The 15,909-nt window shown below is 75.1% G+C and carries 11 protein-coding genes and 1 pseudogene; 5 read left to right on the forward strand and 7 right to left on the reverse strand.

The window, feature by feature from the left end; translation table 11 throughout:
- Positions 1-124 precede the first annotated feature (124 nt).
- The 4 genes and pseudogenes from ACQ452_RS03995 (at position 125) to ACQ452_RS04010 (ending at position 5,094) form a co-directional block, all read left to right on the forward strand.
- Positions 125-3,627 (forward strand): annotated as a pseudogene (locus tag ACQ452_RS03995) (nitrate- and nitrite sensing domain-containing protein).
- A complete protein-coding gene (locus ACQ452_RS04000; RefSeq protein WP_007455462.1) occupies positions 3,624-4,028 on the forward strand; it encodes a roadblock/LC7 domain-containing protein in 405 nt (134 codons plus the stop codon). Before ACQ452_RS03995 ends, ACQ452_RS04000 begins: the two are co-directional and overlap by 4 nt.
- A gap of 93 nt (positions 4,029-4,121) precedes the next feature.
- Entirely contained in the window at positions 4,122-4,499 is a 378-nt protein-coding gene (locus tag ACQ452_RS04005) for a DUF742 domain-containing protein (protein ID WP_433389828.1), read from the forward strand.
- Between the two features lies 1 nt (position 4,500).
- Positions 4,501-5,094, forward strand: coding sequence for a GTP-binding protein (locus ACQ452_RS04010; protein ID WP_089002065.1), 594 nt, complete (start codon positions 4,501-4,503; stop codon positions 5,092-5,094).
- Positions 5,095-5,209: 115 nt separating this feature from the next.
- Here the strand turns inward: ACQ452_RS04010 and ACQ452_RS04015 are convergent, their stop codons facing one another.
- The 3 genes from ACQ452_RS04015 to ACQ452_RS04025 form a co-directional block, all read right to left on the reverse strand.
- A complete protein-coding gene (locus tag ACQ452_RS04015; RefSeq protein ID WP_433389831.1) occupies positions 5,210-6,433 on the reverse strand; it encodes an ABC transporter substrate-binding protein in 1,224 nt (407 codons plus the stop codon).
- A 129-nt stretch (positions 6,434-6,562) separates the two neighbouring features.
- Positions 6,563-9,163 (reverse strand): transposase, encoded by a 2,601-nt coding sequence (locus tag ACQ452_RS04020; RefSeq protein WP_433389833.1) that lies wholly within the window; start codon positions 9,161-9,163, stop codon positions 6,563-6,565.
- A 40-nt stretch (positions 9,164-9,203) separates the two neighbouring features.
- Entirely contained in the window at positions 9,204-10,166 is a 963-nt protein-coding gene (locus ACQ452_RS04025) for a DNA primase (protein WP_433389836.1), read from the reverse strand.
- 118 nt (positions 10,167-10,284) lie between these two features.
- Between ACQ452_RS04025 and ACQ452_RS04030 the strand changes: the two genes are divergently transcribed.
- A complete protein-coding gene (locus tag ACQ452_RS04030; RefSeq protein WP_433389839.1) occupies positions 10,285-10,626 on the forward strand; it encodes a PadR family transcriptional regulator in 342 nt (113 codons plus the stop codon).
- Between the two features lie 76 nt (positions 10,627-10,702).
- Here the strand turns inward: ACQ452_RS04030 and ACQ452_RS04035 are convergent, their stop codons facing one another.
- The 4 genes from ACQ452_RS04035 to ACQ452_RS04050 all read right to left on the reverse strand — a co-directional run bounded on the left by ACQ452_RS04035 (position 10,703) and on the right by ACQ452_RS04050 (position 15,903).
- Positions 10,703-11,362, reverse strand: coding sequence for a permease prefix domain 1-containing protein (locus ACQ452_RS04035; RefSeq protein ID WP_433389842.1), 660 nt, complete (start codon positions 11,360-11,362; stop codon positions 10,703-10,705).
- 79 nt (positions 11,363-11,441) lie between these two features.
- Complete coding sequence (gene cydC / locus ACQ452_RS04040) at positions 11,442-13,226, reverse strand: thiol reductant ABC exporter subunit CydC (protein ID WP_433389844.1); 1,785 nt, start codon at positions 13,224-13,226, stop codon at positions 11,442-11,444.
- On the reverse strand, positions 13,223-14,899 hold the full coding sequence (gene cydD / locus ACQ452_RS04045; RefSeq protein ID WP_433389846.1) for a thiol reductant ABC exporter subunit CydD: 1,677 nt from the start codon (positions 14,897-14,899) through the stop codon (positions 13,223-13,225). The genes cydC and cydD overlap by 4 nt, the downstream gene beginning before the upstream one ends.
- Positions 14,896-15,903: a cytochrome d ubiquinol oxidase subunit II gene (locus ACQ452_RS04050; RefSeq protein ID WP_433389848.1), complete on the reverse strand. Its 1,008-nt coding sequence runs from the start codon at positions 15,901-15,903 to the stop codon at positions 14,896-14,898. Before ACQ452_RS04050 ends, cydD begins: the two co-directional genes overlap by 4 nt.
- Between the last annotated feature and the right edge of the window lie 6 nt (positions 15,904-15,909).

Raw genomic sequence — 15,909 nt, forward strand, 5'->3', positions numbered from 1 at the left:
GGCCAACCTGGGCTTTCTCTTTCAGGGGGTGGCGTGGTGGAATCTCGAATGGTCCGGCCCGTAGGGTCGGCCGCTGGGCGTTGTCCAAGGGGCAGCGCAGTCCGGAAAACGCGAGGGCGGTGACGTGAGCAAACGGCCGAAGGCGGAGGGCTCCTTCCTGTCGCGTCTGCGTCGGCCTGCCGGTCGGCTCCGCGACATGCCGATCTGGTCCAAGCTCGGTCTCATCATGGTGGTGCCGACCATCGCCACGGTCGTCGTGGGGACCAGCGGCCTGGTCGACCACCTGGACACTCTCGACAACGCCAACCGGGCCGGCGACCTCGCCAACCTCGCCGGCTACTCGGGTGACCTGGTCGACAGCCTCCAGGACGAGCGGACCAACGCGCTGCGCCTGCTGGGCGTGCCGCGCAACCAGGACAACGCCCGCTACAAGCAGGCGTACGAGAAGGCCTACGCGAGCGTCGACGAGGCCAAGGGCCCATACTCGCGGCAACGCAGCGAGGTCGAGGACCTCCCGGCCAACTTCGAGACCCTGCTGGGCGAGATCGACAAGACGCTGACCGAGCTTCCCGGCACCCGCAGCCAGGTCATCAACGGCAAGCTCGGGCTCGTCCCGGTCATGCAGGCGTACGACGGCCTGATCGACGGCCTGATCGGCCTGCGCGACTCCAGCACCCAGCTCGCCGGCGACAACGAGCTCAGCGACAAGATGCGCGCGTCGACAGCCACCGCCCGCAACAAGGAGTTCCTGTCGCGGCGGCGGGACGTGGTGCACCGGGCGTTCATCCAGCAGCGGCTCACCCCGAGCCTGCGTAACGAGTACATCGCCACCAGCACCGGCTCCAGCCAGTGGCTGCAGAGCTTCCAGGTGGTGGCCAGCCAGCCCGAGCGGGAGTACTACTCCCAGGTGGTCGCCGGCCCCGACCTGCGGGAAGCGAACATCTACAACAGCTGGATCAACGGCATCACCACCGCCGACACCCTCACCGGCGCCCCGTTCGACGCCGACGAGTGGGACGCGGCCATGGTGGCCAACGCCGAGCTGATCCGCACGGTCGAGACGAAGATCGACCGGGACATCGTCACGCTCGCCGAGAAGCTGCGCTCGGACGTGCAGCGCCAGGTCTTCCTGGAGACCGGCCTGCTGCTCGGCATGCTGCTCCTGGCGATCCTCTTCGCCTACCTGGTCGCCCGCTCGATGGCCCGGTCCCTGCGTGACCTCCGCATGGGCGCGCTCCACATCGCCAACCGCGGCCTGCCCGAGGCCGTGGCCCGGTTGCGCGATCCCAAGCTCACCGGGCAGCACTCCCCGGGACAGCTCGCCAACCAGATCGCCGAGCTGCTGCCGGTGCGCAGCAAGGACGAGTTCGGCCAGGTGACCGAGGCGTTCAACCTGGTCCACCTGGAGGCCGTCCGCACGGCCGCCGAGCAGGCCGCGCTGCGCGCGTCCGTCGCGACGATGTTCGTCAACCTGGCCCGCCGCTCGCAGATCCTGGTCGACCGCCTGATCGGTCACCTCGACCGGCTGGAGCGCGGCGAGGAGGATCCGGACCGGCTGGCCGAGCTGTTCCAGCTCGACCACCTGGCGACCCGGATGCGCCGCAACGACGAGAACCTCCTCGTGCTCGCCGGTGCCGACTCGACACGTGTGCAGCGGGAGCCGGCCGCCCTGATCGACGTGCTCCGGGCGGCCCAGTCCGAGGTCGAGCACTACACCCGCATCGAGTTCGGCGTGATCGACCGGGACATCGAGGTGGCGGCGCACGCCGTCAACGACATGGTCCACCTGATCGCCGAGCTGTTCGACAACGCCACCGCGTTCTCCCCGCCGGACTCGCACGTCATGGTGGAGGCCCGGCGCGTCGGTGATCGGGCCTCGCTCTACGTGGAGGACCGGGGCATCGGGATCAGCGCCGAGCAGCTTCACGAACTCAACCAGCGGCTCGCCACGCCGCCGCAGGTCGACGTGGCCGTCTCGCGGATGATGGGTCTGGTCGTGGTCGCCCGGCTGGCGTCCCGGCACGGCGTCCGGGTCGAGCTGCGTCCCGGCACCGACCGGGGGACCGTCGCCGAGGTGGTCATGCCGACCTCGGTGCTCGCACCCCGGGGGCTCTCCGGGCGCTCGCAGCAGTTCGCGCTGCCGTCGCCCGGCCCGCAGTCGCCCGGCCCTCAGCAGTCCGGCCCGCCGGCCTTCGGCGCGCTGCCGGCCCTCGGCAACCGCCCGGCCAGCCCGAAGCCCCCGCAGCGCTCCGGCGAGTCCGGCAACCAGGTCACCCTTGGTGGCCGGCCGTTCGACCCGGCGCCGCGCAACGGGGCCGGCACGCCGGCCCCGGCGGGCGCGGCGCGGTCCATGCCGGCCTGGTCCGACCTGACCGGCGCCAGCGGGTTCAACGGCGGCGAGGCCTTCCGGCCGCGCCCGTCGGCCGGCCAGCCGACCGACTCCCTGCCGCAGCGGCGCTCCGCCGACGACCAGGACGCCACGGGTCGGCAGCCGGCGATCCCGCGGCAGTTGCCGAGCAGCCCCGAAGCCCGGCCGTACTCCGCCCCGCCGGTCTCCGGTCTGCCGGTCTCGGCGGCCCCGGTCTCCGGCCTGCCGGTTTCCGCGTCCCCCGTCTCGGGTCACCCGTATCCCGGTGCGCCGGTCTCGGCCGCGCCGTATCCCGGTGCCCCCGTCTCCGGTCACCCGTACTCCGGTGCGCCGGTCTCGGCGCCGCCGACCGGCCCGCTGCCCCAGCGCCAGGCACCCGGCACGCCGGCCCCGAGCACGCCGGCCCCGCCGGCCTGGCCGCCCGTCGCCGGTACGGACCGCGACGCCGCCACCCCGCCGGTGCCCGAGCGGCTGGCCGCCGCGCTGGACATGACCACCGAACTGCCGCGGGTGCCGCGCTCCGGCGCGCCGGCCCCGGCCGCCCAGAGCCCGGCACCGGCACCGCAGCCGGCCGCGCCGCCGGCGCAGGGTCGGCAGCGGTACGCGGACGAGACGATGGAACTACCGATCTTCCGGGAGCTCGAGTCGGCCTGGTTCCGTACCCGCCGTCCGGCGCCGGAGGAAGCGGCGGACGCCGCGAACACGCCCACCGACGCGCCGACCCAGCAGTTCGCCCGGGCCGACGCCGGCGGTCGGGCCGTGCAGCAGACACCACCCGGGACGACAGGTAGCGCACCGATGGCAGACACACCGGCGGCCGGCGGCACACCGCGCGCGGGAACGGACCGACGGTCAACGGGGGTAACCGCCCCGCCTTCGCCGACAGCTTCGGTCACCGGCGGCCGTCACAGCAGCAGACCAACGGCTGGCAGACCGCGGCCGACGACGGATGGCGCGCCGCCTCGGCGGCGACCGAGGTGCCCGTCGCGGCGACCACCTCGACGGGGCTGCCCAAACGCACGCCGATGGCGCAGCTGGTGCCCGGTGCGGTGGAGAAGCCCACCACCTCGGTGCAGAAGCGGACGCCGGAGGCTGTCCGGGGCCTACTTTCGGCCTACCATCGGGGCGTGCAACGGGGGCGTACGAACCCGTCGGACAGCAACCCGACCAACCCGGAGGCGACTCCGGGAGGGCAGCAATCCTCGCAGTCTGGCTCAGGCCCGGTGGCCGGGAGCGGGCAGAAGGAGCAAGAACGATGACAACTACGCAGGATCTCGGTTGGCTGCTGGCCAACTTCGCCGACCGGGTACCCGGTGTCGCACACGCGGTCGCCGTCTCCGCGGACGGACTGCTCCTCGCGTCGTCACGGGACCTCCCGCGGGACCGGGCCGATCAACTGGCCGCGATCGCGTCCGGTCTGGTCAGCCTCACCCAGGGTGCGGCCCGCTGCTTCGAGGGAGGCGCGGTGCTGCAGACAGTGGTGGAGATGGACAATGGCTTCCTGTTCCTCATGTCCATCTCGGACGGTTCGTCGTTCGCGGTGCTCGCTGCCCGCAGCAGCGACGTGGGACAGGTCGGCTACGAGATGGCCCTGCTGGTCGACCGGGTGGGCGACGCGTTGACCCCGCAGCCGCGTGCGGCTGCGGGCATGCTGGGCTGACGACCAGTTGACCCGTGAGTGCTGCGGGGCGACAACGACAACGACGGGCTCCAGCCGGAGCCGGTGCCGGGTACGAGGGAGGTGAGCGGCGACATGTCCGATCGTGACGAACCAACCGGAGCGTTGGTCCGTCCGTACGCCGTGACCCGTGGTCGTACCCGTCCCCGCCTCGACATCGCCCTGGAGGCGCTCGTCGAGACAACGGTGCGCGGTCGCGCCGCTGCCAATGGCAACGGCGGCCAGGGCCGCGAACACCAGTACATCGCCGCGCTGTGTGATGGACGTGTGCAGTCGCTCGCCGAGATCGCGGCGCGGATGCAGCTTCCGCTCGGCGTGGCCCGGGTGCTCATCGCCGACATGGCGACGGACGGCCTGGTCGCGGTTCACGAGCCGACCATTTTGGACGATTCGGACGACGCGGTGGGCACTGAACTGCTGGAGAGGGTGCTGAGTGGACTTCGCAGGCTCTGACATGTCGCACCGGCCGCCGACCCCGAGTGGGCGCGTGACGTCGGCGAAGATCGTTATCGCCGGTGGATTCGGCGTCGGCAAGACGACGCTGGTCGGTTCGGTCTCGGAGATCACGCCGCTGACGACCGAGGCCATCATGACGTCCGCCGGCGTGGGCGTCGACGACACCCGGCAGGTGCCGGGCAAGACGACGACCACGGTGGCGATGGACTTCGGCCGCATCTCGATCGACCGTGACCTGATCCTGTACCTGTTCGGTACGCCGGGTCAGACCCGGTTCTGGTTCATGTGGGACGAGTTGGTCCGTGGTGCGATCGGCGCGGTCGTGCTGGTGGACACCCGCCGGCTCGCCGACTGCTTCGCGGCGATCGACTTCTTCGAGCACCGGCGGCTGCCGTACCTGGTGGCCATCAACTGCTTCGACGGGATGCAGTACCACGACCCGCAGGACGTTCGCGACGCGCTCGCGATCTCCGGTGACGTGCCGGTGGTGGCCTGCGACGCCCGCAACCGTGAGTCGACGAAGCACGTGCTGATCTCGCTGGTCGAGTACGTGCTGACCATGCGGCGCTCGCGCGCCGTGGCGCCGGCCTGATCGACGCGATCGCGCCCGGTGGCGGCCTTGGCCGCCACCGGGCGCTCGTCGCTGTCCGCGTTCGCCCGCGCCTGTCGCGCCGTCGCGGTGGTGGCGCCCCCGGCCGGGGGCACGGTCAGGAGATCCGCGTCCAGGCGCCCGCGCTGACCGTGTAGTTGCCGAGCGAGCCCTGGTCCATGCCGCCGTGTCGCATCGGGGTGAAGGAGTACATTCCCGCCATTCCCTCGGTGACGTGGTTCTGCAGGAACGCGCGGATCCGCCCACGGTCGAGGCTGTTGCCCAGCCGCGCCCCGTCGGCGACCAGCCGCACCGCGTCGGACGCGTACGGGGCGAAGCCGCTGAACCCGCCGTGCAGCTGGACGTAGCGGTAGACGAACTCCTTGCGCTCCAGCCCCGACATGGTGGTGTTGGCGAGCATCGCCCCACCCAGCGAGGTCGGGTGCACGGCGTACGCGCCCTCCAGGAGGCCCGCGTTCGACCCCTCCAGGGTCTGTTCGGCGACCGCGCCCGCGTCGAGGAACACCGGCCCGTCGTAGCCGGACCGCCGTAGCGCCCCGACGGCGGCGGCCGAGTCCGGGGCGGTCGCCCACACCACCACCGCGTCCGGGCGGGCGTCCGTCGCCGACCGGGCCGCCCGCCGGGGTTCCTGGCCGGTGTCCGGCAGCCGGTTCGTGGAGGCCAGCCGCACTCCGGCCGTACGCAGGGCGCCTGTCATCGCCCGTACGCCGGAGTCGCCGTGCAGCCCGCCCTCGGCCAGCAGCGCCACCCGGGACAGCCGCTGCGAGGCGATGAGCCGGGCGAGCCGCCGGGCCACGTCGCCGGCGTCGGGAGTCATCTTGAAGACGTATGTCCGCTCTGCCAGCGGCAGCACGATCCCGTCGCCGTAGGCGAGGGAGAGGAACGGCACCCGTTCCTTCTGCGCGACCCCGACCAGCGCCATCGAGGTCTCGGTGAGGGTGCCGCCGACCAGGGCGTGCACGCCGGCGTCGCGGGCGAGTTCGGTGGCCTGCCGGGCGGCCAGCGCGGGATCGCCGGCGTTGTCCCGGACGGCCAGCCGCACGGAGCGGCGGAGGTTGCCGACCGGCACGCCCGTGGTGCCGAGCGATTCGAGGCTGATCTCCAGTGCCCGCTGCTGGAGCACGCCGAGCGCGGCCCCGGGGCCGGTCAGTTCGAGGCTGACCCCGATCAGCAGGTCCTGACCGGCCGGCGTGACCGTCCCGGCGGGAGCCTCCTCGCCCTCCTCGCCGCGCCCGCAGGCGCTGAGCAGGAGCGTGCCCGCCGCCGCGGCCAGCAGGCCACGGCGGGTGTACGCGGAGGGGCCGGTTGCCGATGTCGCCATGAGTCGCCTTCCCACCCGGCGGCCCCTGCCGCCGGCTGTTCCGCCGGTATGTTTCCGGCCGCCGCGACCCGGCGTCAAATTATCCGGGTGTGGGCAGGAACACGCAGGTGGGAGGCGGTTTCCGGGCGGTCAGGAGCGGTAGCCGGCGGAGCGGTACTCGTATTCGCGGTCGTCGTCGTCGCGGTCCCCGGTGTCGCGGGTGAAGTCCCAGCCGCCGGCGGCCTCCCGGCCGGGCCGGCCACCGACCGCGAACCCACCGATCTCCTGCCCCCGGCGCCAGCCCCGGAAGTAGCCGGTGGTGTTCTCGGCGAGGCTGGCCGCGTCGCGGACGATCCGCAGAGGACGCTCCTCGCGCAGGGGGGAGCCGGGGACGAGGTTGGCCTGGGGGACCCGCTTGGGCAGCCCGGCCGTGGTCTCGGCGCCGACCGCCGGGCGGGCCGCCTGCTCGGCGGCCTGCCAGCCGGTGTCCGCCGTGCTGGACCAGTCCAGGTCGGATTCGCTGTCGTCGCCCACGAACCAGGCGGACTTGGCCTGGGCGAAGATCAGCAGGTCGCCGTCGCCCTCGTCGGACACGGGCGGGGGCCGGCGCTCCATCGGCGGGGCGGGCCGGTAATCGGCCACCGGAACCTCGTCGCGCAGAGCCGGTCGTTCGTCGCGTCGGCTGGGCAGTTCGTCGCGCAGGGCGGGTCGCTCGTCGCGTCGGCTGGGCAGTTCGTCGCGCAGGGCGGGTCGGCTGGGCAGTTCGTCGCGCAGGGCCGGTCGTTCGTCGCGTCGGCCCGGCAGTTCGTCGCGTCGGCTCGGCAGCTCGCTGGTCGGGCCGGGCCGGGCCGCGCGCGCGGCCTCCTCGCGATCGACCAGCCGCAGCGGGGGCGTCGTCTCGGGGTGCGCCCCGGCACCCGGGCCCGTCCCGTCGCGCAACGCCCGGTCGGCCAGTGGCGGCGGCTCGACCAGACGCAGCGCCGGGGGCTCCTGGGGCAGGTCGTCGGCCAGCCAGGGCGGGGTGACCCGGCGCTCAGCCCCCGGGTCGGTCGGGGCGTCGACGCCCCGACCGCCGTAGGCGCCGACGACCGGGTTGTTCGCGGAACTCTCGGCCGGGTCCTCCGGGTTGTTGACCAGCGGCCAGTTGGCCCGGGAACCGGGCGGCGCGGGCTCCGCCCGGGCGGCCGGCTCCTGGCCGGGGCGCGGCATGGGCACGGGAACGCTGAGGTCGGTGACGCTGAAGCCGCCCGTGGGCGTGGCCGACTCGCCCTTGGTCTGTGGACGGGGCGGGATCACGGTGCGCTGGCGCTCGGCGCGGGCGCTCTGGATCGCCGCCGTGGTCAGGGTGGGGCGGAACGGCTCGCCCGCCTCGGCCGGCGGCACGGCGCCCCGCTGCGCCGGGGGGACAGGGTTGATGCCCGTGGGCGGCGGCGCGGACGCCGGGCGGCCGGCCGGGTCGTCGCCCCGGTTCGGCAGTGACCCGGGTGCGGAGATCGGGGGGCGGGCGACCGCGGCCGGCGTCACCGGTGCCGGCGCGACGGGGGGCGGGGTCACGGGGGCCGGCGCGACCGGCGGCGGGCCGAGCGGCCGGGGGGTCGGGGGCGGCATCGCACCCGAGGCGGGCTCGGGCCGGCTCCGACGGCCGACGGATGGGGCGGGCTCGGGCTCGGCGGGCCGCAGGGCGCGTACGCCGGTGGGCGCGCGACCGGGCAGGTCGTCGGCGCTGCCAAGCAGACCGCCGGCGGGGGCGGCGGGGGCGGCGGGGGTGCGGCCGGGCAGGTCGCCGGGCGCCTCACCGTGTCGGTTGGCGGCGCGGCGCCCCGGGGCTGCGGTGGCGGGCGTGCCGACGCGGTCGTGGAGCGCGGCGACCAGGGCCTGGCAGCCGGTGTCGCAGGCCCGCACCGAGGCGACAGCCTGCCGCACGGTCTCGGCCACGGCGGCGGTGAGGGCACGGTTGACGGTGGCCCGTCGGGGCGTCTCGCTGATGGCCACCCGCAGGGCGGTCACCGCGTCGGTGAGCTCGTCGCCGTCGGCGACCCCGTCGGCGGCGAGCCGCGCCGCGACCGCCTCGGCGGACGCCTCGACCTCGCCGCCGTGACCCAGGTGGCCGCTCAGCATGCCGGGCTCGGGCAGCGCGTCCAGCACGGCGAGCGAGACCGGCTCGGCCGGGTCCGGGTACGCGCGCAACGCCGCCGGATAGAGCTCACGCAGCACCTCGCGCAGCGTGACGGCGGCAGAGTGCCGACCGCTGGCGAGGGCGGCGTGCGCGGCGAGGACCTGCTTGTAGCCGGCGAGGTCCCGGGGGGTGGGCAGGGTGACGGCGGAGAGCGCGCCGGCCTGCAGGGCGCGGGCCAGGCCGACGGCGCGTCGCTCGGCCGGGGGAGACTGCATCTCCTCCAGGGAGTCGTCGTCGGCGAACCGCTCCGCGAAGTCGTCGACGGAGTCGTCGTCGGCGATCGCCAGTGGCCGACCGGCGGCGCTGAGCAGTGAGGTGACCGTGTGGTCGTCGCTGTCGGCGGCGATGGCCGCACCACTCGGCCCGCCGGAGCGCTCCACGAGCAGCGCGACGAGCTGGGCGTACCCGGCGGGGTCGTCGCCGATCTCGCAGACATGCAGCAGACGGCCTGCGTCGTCGACCACAGCGGACGTCAGCGTCGAACCGGCCGAGGCCGGCCGGTCGGCCGAATCCACCGAGGCCAGACCGCAGTAAACGCGCACGAGCGCCACGGCGTCGTCCTCCTCCCGGGACACTGGGCTTTCACTGCCAGAGACTGATGCTCCCCGCAAAGGGTCAGTCGCGCCAGTCCACGACCGCAGAGATCTTGCCGACAATGGTGCGCCAACCCAAACTCGCGGTCTGCGCCCCGATTTTCCTCAGCCGGCGTCGACCGAAGAACCCGCCGACGCCGCCGTTGACCGTGGCCCGCAGGGATTCGTCCAGGTCATCGAGGCTGGAACCGGCGGAGAGCATGTCCAGCACGGCGGGCAGGCGCAGGGCGTACGCCAGGTCGCGGGCCACCTCGCCGGCCTCGATGAGCAGCGTCGGGTCCCAGCTGTCGTGCCCGCCGCGGAGGTTCTCCACCACCAGGTCGAGCTCGTAGACGTCCTCGTCGAGCGGCGCGATGTCGGCCGGCTCCACCCGTTCGGACAGTTCATTCCAGCTGTCCAGTTGGGAAAGGTCGTTCGGCGCACCGGAACGGACGAAACTGACCAGCGACTCAGGCGTCTTGAAGAGCAGCAGCTTCCCGCGGTGACTGAGGAAGACCGGCACCTCCTCGTCGCCCGCCTCGTCCTCGTCGGGCTCGTCGTCCGTCTCGTCGTCGGTCGCGTCGCGGCGGGCCTTGGCCTCGTCCTCGTCGCTCTCGGCAAAGTCCTGCGCGACGTCTTCGTCGAGGATGACGACGGCCTCGTCGTCCTCGTCCTCGTCGTCCTGGGCGACCTGGCGGCGGGCCAGGAACGGGTCGTCCAGGTCGCGCTCGGTCACGTCGGTGGGCGTGAGCTCCCGTGCCGTCCGGTACGCGCGCAGCGTGTAGCCGGTGCCGGCGGGCAACGCGATCTCCACCGGGTCGATCCGCAGCTCTTCCCAGAGGGCGCGGGCGGCCTCGGCCGAGGCGGTTGCGGTGTCGGACTCGACCGAGTCGTCGGTGTCGGACTCGGCCGGGGCGGCGGCGTCGTCGAGTTCGGGCTCGTCGGCGTCGGGCCGTTGGGGCGACTGGCGGGCCACGCTGACCTCCGTGTGCTTCGGGTTGCCCACCCGCCGGCGTGCGCCGCCGACGAGTGACTCTGGGCACATACCCTAGTGGGCGGCTCCGGGAGGCCGGTGTCCGCACCCCGGTGGCGGGGCGGTCCGCTGACAAGTAGCGTTGCTACGTATGAAGGCCCAGGCGCTGCACGGACACCTCGATGCGCTGCTGCTCGCGGTGCTCGAGCGGGGCTCCCTGCACGGCTACGCGATCATCGAGGCGCTGCGCGACCGCAGCGACGGCCAGCTCGACCTGCCGACCGGCACCGTCTACCCGGCGCTGCGGCGGCTGGAACGGGCCGGGCACGTGGCCAGCGCCTGGAACACGGTCAACGGGCGGGAACGGCGCACCTACCAGCTCACCGACGAGGGCCGGCGGGCGCTGGCCGGTGAGCGGTCCGGGTGGCACGAGTTCCGCTGGACCGTCGGCCGGTTCCTCGACCCCGAGGCCCCGCCGACCGCGCCGGCCTGACGGCAACCGCCCGAGGCCCGCCGATTGCCCTGGCGGGACCGCCCGAGGCCGCGCCGGCCTGACGGGACACCGCAGGTCAGCGGGTGGCCAGCAACCAGGTGCGGGCGGCCCGGCCGAGCCAGAGCCAGCCGGCGGCGGCCACCCCCATGCCGATCATCATGGGCGGCCAGGTGAGGGCGGCGCTCCAGAGTCCGATCGACCATCCGAAGAGGCCCGCGCAGGCCAGCACCCCGAGGGCGAGGACGCCGGTCAGGGCCGTCCCCAGCGCCCGGTCGCCCGTGCCACCGCGCACCGCCGACCGGCCCGCCGCCAGCAGCCCGGCCGCGGCCAGCGCGAACGCCGCCGCCCAGATCCAGCCCACCGACGCGGACAGGAGCTGGTACGCGGCCGGCGGCCGGGAACCGCCCCAGCTCGACCCCCGCCAGGTGAGGTCGCCGGCGGCGGACGCGACAGCGGCGACCGCGATGACCCGCAGCGACAGTCCCCGCAGCGCACCCGCCGCCAGTTCCGCCTGGTAGGCCGGGGCGAGCTGCGTCGGCGAGCCGAACTCGGCCACCGCCCGGCGCTGCGCCTCCGGCGCCGACAACCCGTCCTCCCGGTACGCGTCGACGGCGTCGAGCAGCCCGTGCCGTGCCTCGGTCAGCAGGTCGGACTTCAGCCGGCGCGGCCCGCGCAGGCGCGCGTCCAGCTCGCGCAGGCGCTCCTCCACCGTCGCCGCGTCGTTCTCGCCCCGCATGGGCCCACCCTGTCACGGCTGCGGGCGGGTGTCGTCGGGGACAAACCCCGGCCCGACCCGGAGCCCGGCGGTGGCGCGGTCAGGGGCGCAGCGCCAGGTAGCCGCGTTCGGCCGCCTCCTGGATCAGCCACTGGTCCCGGTACCAGCCGGGGGCGGCGACCAGGTCGGCGTGCCGGCCGCGCTGGGCCACCCGGCCGGCGTCCAGGACCACGATCTCGTCCAGTTCGGCGAGCCCGCTGAGCCGGTGGCTGATCAGCAGCACGCTGTGCCCGGCCGGGGTGGCGGCCAGCGCGGAGGCGAGCACCGCGTCGGCGGCGGCGGGATCGAGCCCCTCGGTGGGCTCGTCGAGCACCAGCACCCCCGGCGCGGCGAGCAGTGCCCGGGCCAGCGCGAGGCGTTGCCGCTGGCCGCCGGAGAGCTGGCCGCCCTCCTCGCCGACCACGGTGTCCCAGCCGTCCGGCTGCTCGCGTACCCAGTCCAGCAGGCCGGCCGCGGCGGTCGCCGCCGACAGCTCGTCCTCGCCGGCGTCGGGCCGCCCGAGCAGCAGGTTCTCCCGCACGGTGGCGTGGAAGACGTACGCCTCGGCGAGCAGCCCGCCGACGGCGCGGGGCAGCTCGTCGGCCCGGTACGCCGACAGCTCCCGCCCGTCGAGCAGGATCCGCCCGGATGCCGGGCGCACCGCGCCGGTGAGGACGGCGGCCAGGGTGCTCTTGCCGGCGCCGCTGGGCCCGACCACCGCCACCCGGCGACCGGGCGGCAGGGCCAGGTCGAACCCGTCTAGGGCGGGCGGGGCACCCTCCCGGTAACGGACGGTCACCCGCTCGAACCGCACGTCGTGTGGCCCGGGGCCGACCGGTGCGCCGTCGGCGCAGGCCGGGCCGGTGGGGGCGTCGAGCAGCGCGGCGACGCGGGTCAGGCCGGTGCGTAGCTGGGTCCACTGCCGGGCGGCCCCGACCAGCGCCAGCGTGATCTCCACGGCGGCGAGGGTGCCGACGGCGAGGACTCCAACCAGCACGCCGTCCACGCCGTCGGCGAGCGCGGCGAGCACCACCGCGCCGGCGGTCAGCCCGGCCACCAGGACCCCGGCCGCGTCGACCGCGAAGCCGGTGGCGGCGAGCCGCCGCTCCAACCGGGCCAACCGCCGGGCCCGTGCACCGGCCGCCTCCAGCGCCTGCCCGGTGGCGCCGAAAGCGGCCAGGTCGGCGGCGCCGTGGGTGAGGTCGACCGCGTCCGTGGCGAGGGCGCCGCGCAGCGGTGCCAGCTCGGCGGCGGCACGGCGGGTCAGCACGGTGGCCAGCGCGGGCAGCGCGACCCCGGCGAGCAGCAGCCCGATGGCGAGCACCCCGGCGGCGGCCGGCGACATGAGGGCTGCCGCGCCGACCGCGACCACGCCGACCAGGGCCGCGGCCGAGGCCGGCACGAGCACCCGCAGCAGCAGGTCCTGGACCGCCTCCACGTCGGAGACGAGCCGGCTCAGCGCGTCCCCGGAGCGTTGCCGGGCGGTCGGCTGCGCGGCGAGGGCGCCGAAGACCCGGGCGCGCACGTCGGTGACGAGGCGCAGCACGGCGTCGTGTCCGGCGAGCCGTTCGGTGTAGCGCAGTACGCCGCGGCTGATCGCCAGCGCCCGGACCGCCACGATCGCCACGGTGAGGCGGTCGAGCGGGGGTTGGCCGGCGGCGCTCATCAGCAGCCAGGTGGCGGTGGCCATCAGGGCGAGGGCGGCGAACTCGGTGGCGGCGGCGAGCAGCCCCGCGCCGAGCAGCCGGTTCAGGTACGGCCGGGCCAGCCGCAGCACGGTCCGCTCGGGGTAGCCGGCGAAGCCCTTCCCGGGCCGGGTGGCGGGGGGTGTGGGCTGGTCGGTCACCGGGGCACCTCCCCGGCCGCCGGGGTCAGCTCCGTGACCCGGCCGTCCTCGATCCGCAGGATCCGGTCCGCGTCCGCGAGCAGCGCCGGCCGGTGGGCCACCAGCAGCGCCGTCCGCCCGGCCACCAGCCGGCGGGTGGCGTCGAGGACGACCGCCTCGGCGGCGGTGTCCAGTCGGGCGGTCGGCTCGTCGAGCAGCACGACGGGGGCGTCGCGCAGGAACGCGCGGGCCAACGCGACCCGCTGCCGTTGCCCGCTGGACAGGCCGTGTCCGCGTTCGCCGAGCACCGTGGCGAGCCCGTCGGGCAGCCCGGCGACGACGTCGTCCAGGGCGGCGTCGCGCACCGCCGTGGCGAGCGCGGTGTCCGGGGTGTCGGGGGTGCCGAGCCGGATGTTGTCGGCCAGCGTGGCGGCGAAGAGGTGGGCCCGCTGCGGCACCCAGGCGACCTGCTGGCGCCAGCCGTCGGCGTCGGCGTCGGCGAGGTCCACCCCGCCCACGGTGACCCGGCCGGCGGTGGGGGCGACGAAGCCGAGCAGCAGGCCGAGCAGGGTGCTCTTGCCGGCGCCGCTCGGCCCGATCACGGCGACGCGCTCGCCGGGCCGGATGGTCAGCGTGACGTCGCGCAGGGCGGTGGTCCGCTCGTACGCCACGGTCACCGCCTCGAACCGGATCTCGCCGTGGCCGTCGGGGGTGGCCGGGGCCGCGCCGCGCGCCGGCGGGGCGGGGGCGCCCGCCGACAGGTTGAGCGCCTCGTCCAGTGCGGTGAGCCCCTCCATGCTGGCGTGGAACCGGGCGCCGGCCGCCCGCAGCGGGAGGTAGGCCTCCGGGGTGAGCAGCAGGATCAGCAGCGCGGTCTGCAGGGTCAGCCCGCCGCCGAGCAGCCGGATGCCCACCGGCACGGCGACCAGCGCCACGGAGAGGGTGGCGACCAGTTCCAGCACCAGGGCGGAGAGGAAGGCGATGCGCAACGTCTTCATGGTGGCCACCCGGTGGCCGTCGGCCATCCGGTGGACCACGTCGGTCTGGCTCCGGGCCCGACCGAACGCACGCAGTGTGGGCAGCCCGGCGATCATGTCGAGGAAGTGCCCGCCGAGCAGGGAGAGCCGCCGCCACTGTCGCTCGGTGGCGGCCTGCGCCTGCCAGCCGAGCAGCGCGCCGAAGATCGGGATGAGCGGCAGGGTGGCCGCGATGATCAGCGCGGAGCCCCAGTCGGCGACGAAGATCCGGGCCAGCACGGCGACCGGCACGGTGACGCTGAGCACCAGCTGCGGCAGGTAGCCGGTGAAGTAGGCGTCCAGGGCGTCGAGCCCGCGCCCGGTCAGCGTGGCGAGCTGCCCGGCGCGCTGGCCGGCGACCCAGCTCGGGCCGTGCCGGCCGACCGCGCCGAGCAGGTCCGCGCGCAGCGCCGCCTTGACCGTTGCCGCGGCCCGTGCCGATACCGTGCCCTGCGCCCAGACCAGCAGCGAGCGGGCGGCCACCGCGGCGGCGAAGCCGGCCAGCGCGGGCCGGTCGAGCCGCCCGTCGAACGCCGTCGCCAGCAGCGCGGCCAGGGTGGTGGCCTGCGCGACGACCAGCGCCGCCGCCAGCACGCCGAGCAGTGCGAGCACGGCGAGGTCGCGCCGGGCCCCCGGGACCCGGCGCAGCAGACGCGGGTCGAAGGGACGGCGGTTCACCAGTACACCGGTGCCCTGCCGTCGGTCCGTCCCCGGAACACCCACCAGCACATTGCCTGAAAGCCTAGTAGGGCCGGCAGGAGTGGCAGCACGAGCCAGTTGAGCAGCCGTAACGTGGGGGTGCTAGCCGCCGCGTCGGCCACGGTCAGTGAGGCGCCCGGTTCGATCGTGGAGATCAGCGCGTAGGGCCATCTTGTCGCGCCGACCAGCGCCACCGGCAGCGCCAGGGCCGCGCAGGTGGCGGCGAAGGCCAGCCCCGGACGCCGCCGCGCGAGCGCCGCGCGGGCCGCCAGCAGCGCCGCGACCAGCAGCGCCAGCAGCAGTACGCCCACCAGGGGCTGCCGCGCGCCGGCGCGTACGTCGGCGGAGAGCAGGCCGAGGGCGGTGGCGGCGCCGACGGCGGTGAGCGCCACCGGGACGAGCCGGGCGGCCAGCCGCCCGAGCGGCGCCGCCTCGGCCGCGGGCAGCCGCAGCGTGAGGAATGTCGCACCGTGCAGCGCGACCAACGCGACGAGGGCGAGCCCGGCGGCGGCCACGAACGGGGTGAGGAGGTGGGTCACCCCGGCGACGTGCCCGTCGGCACGCAGCGGTACGCCCTGGAGCATCCCGGCCAGCACGGCGCCCCAGCCGAGCGCGGCGAGCACGCTGCCGACGAGCACGACCCGGTCCCACCGGGCGCGGGCCCGCTGCCCGTCGGGGCGGCTGCGCAGTTGCACGCCGGCGGTCACCAGGATCACCCCGGTCACCGCGCCGAAGAAGGCCGGGTAGAGGCCGGCGAGCAGCTCGCCCTCCAGCAGGGGGAAGGCGCCGAACAGGATGCCGACGGCGGCCACCAGCCAGACCTCGTTGCCGAGGAAGAACGGGCCGACGGCGTTGAGCGCGGCGCGGCGGTGGGCGGGTCGGGTGTCCCGGGCGAGCAGCAGGCCGACGCCGTAGTCGTAGCCGCCGAGCACGAGGTAGGTGGCGAAGAAGAGCCCGAGCAGGGCGTACCAGGCGAGTTCCACGGTCGT

This window comes from Micromonospora sp. KLBMP9576, assembly GCF_050941805.1.
Lineage (GTDB): Bacteria > Actinomycetota > Actinomycetes > Mycobacteriales > Micromonosporaceae > Micromonospora.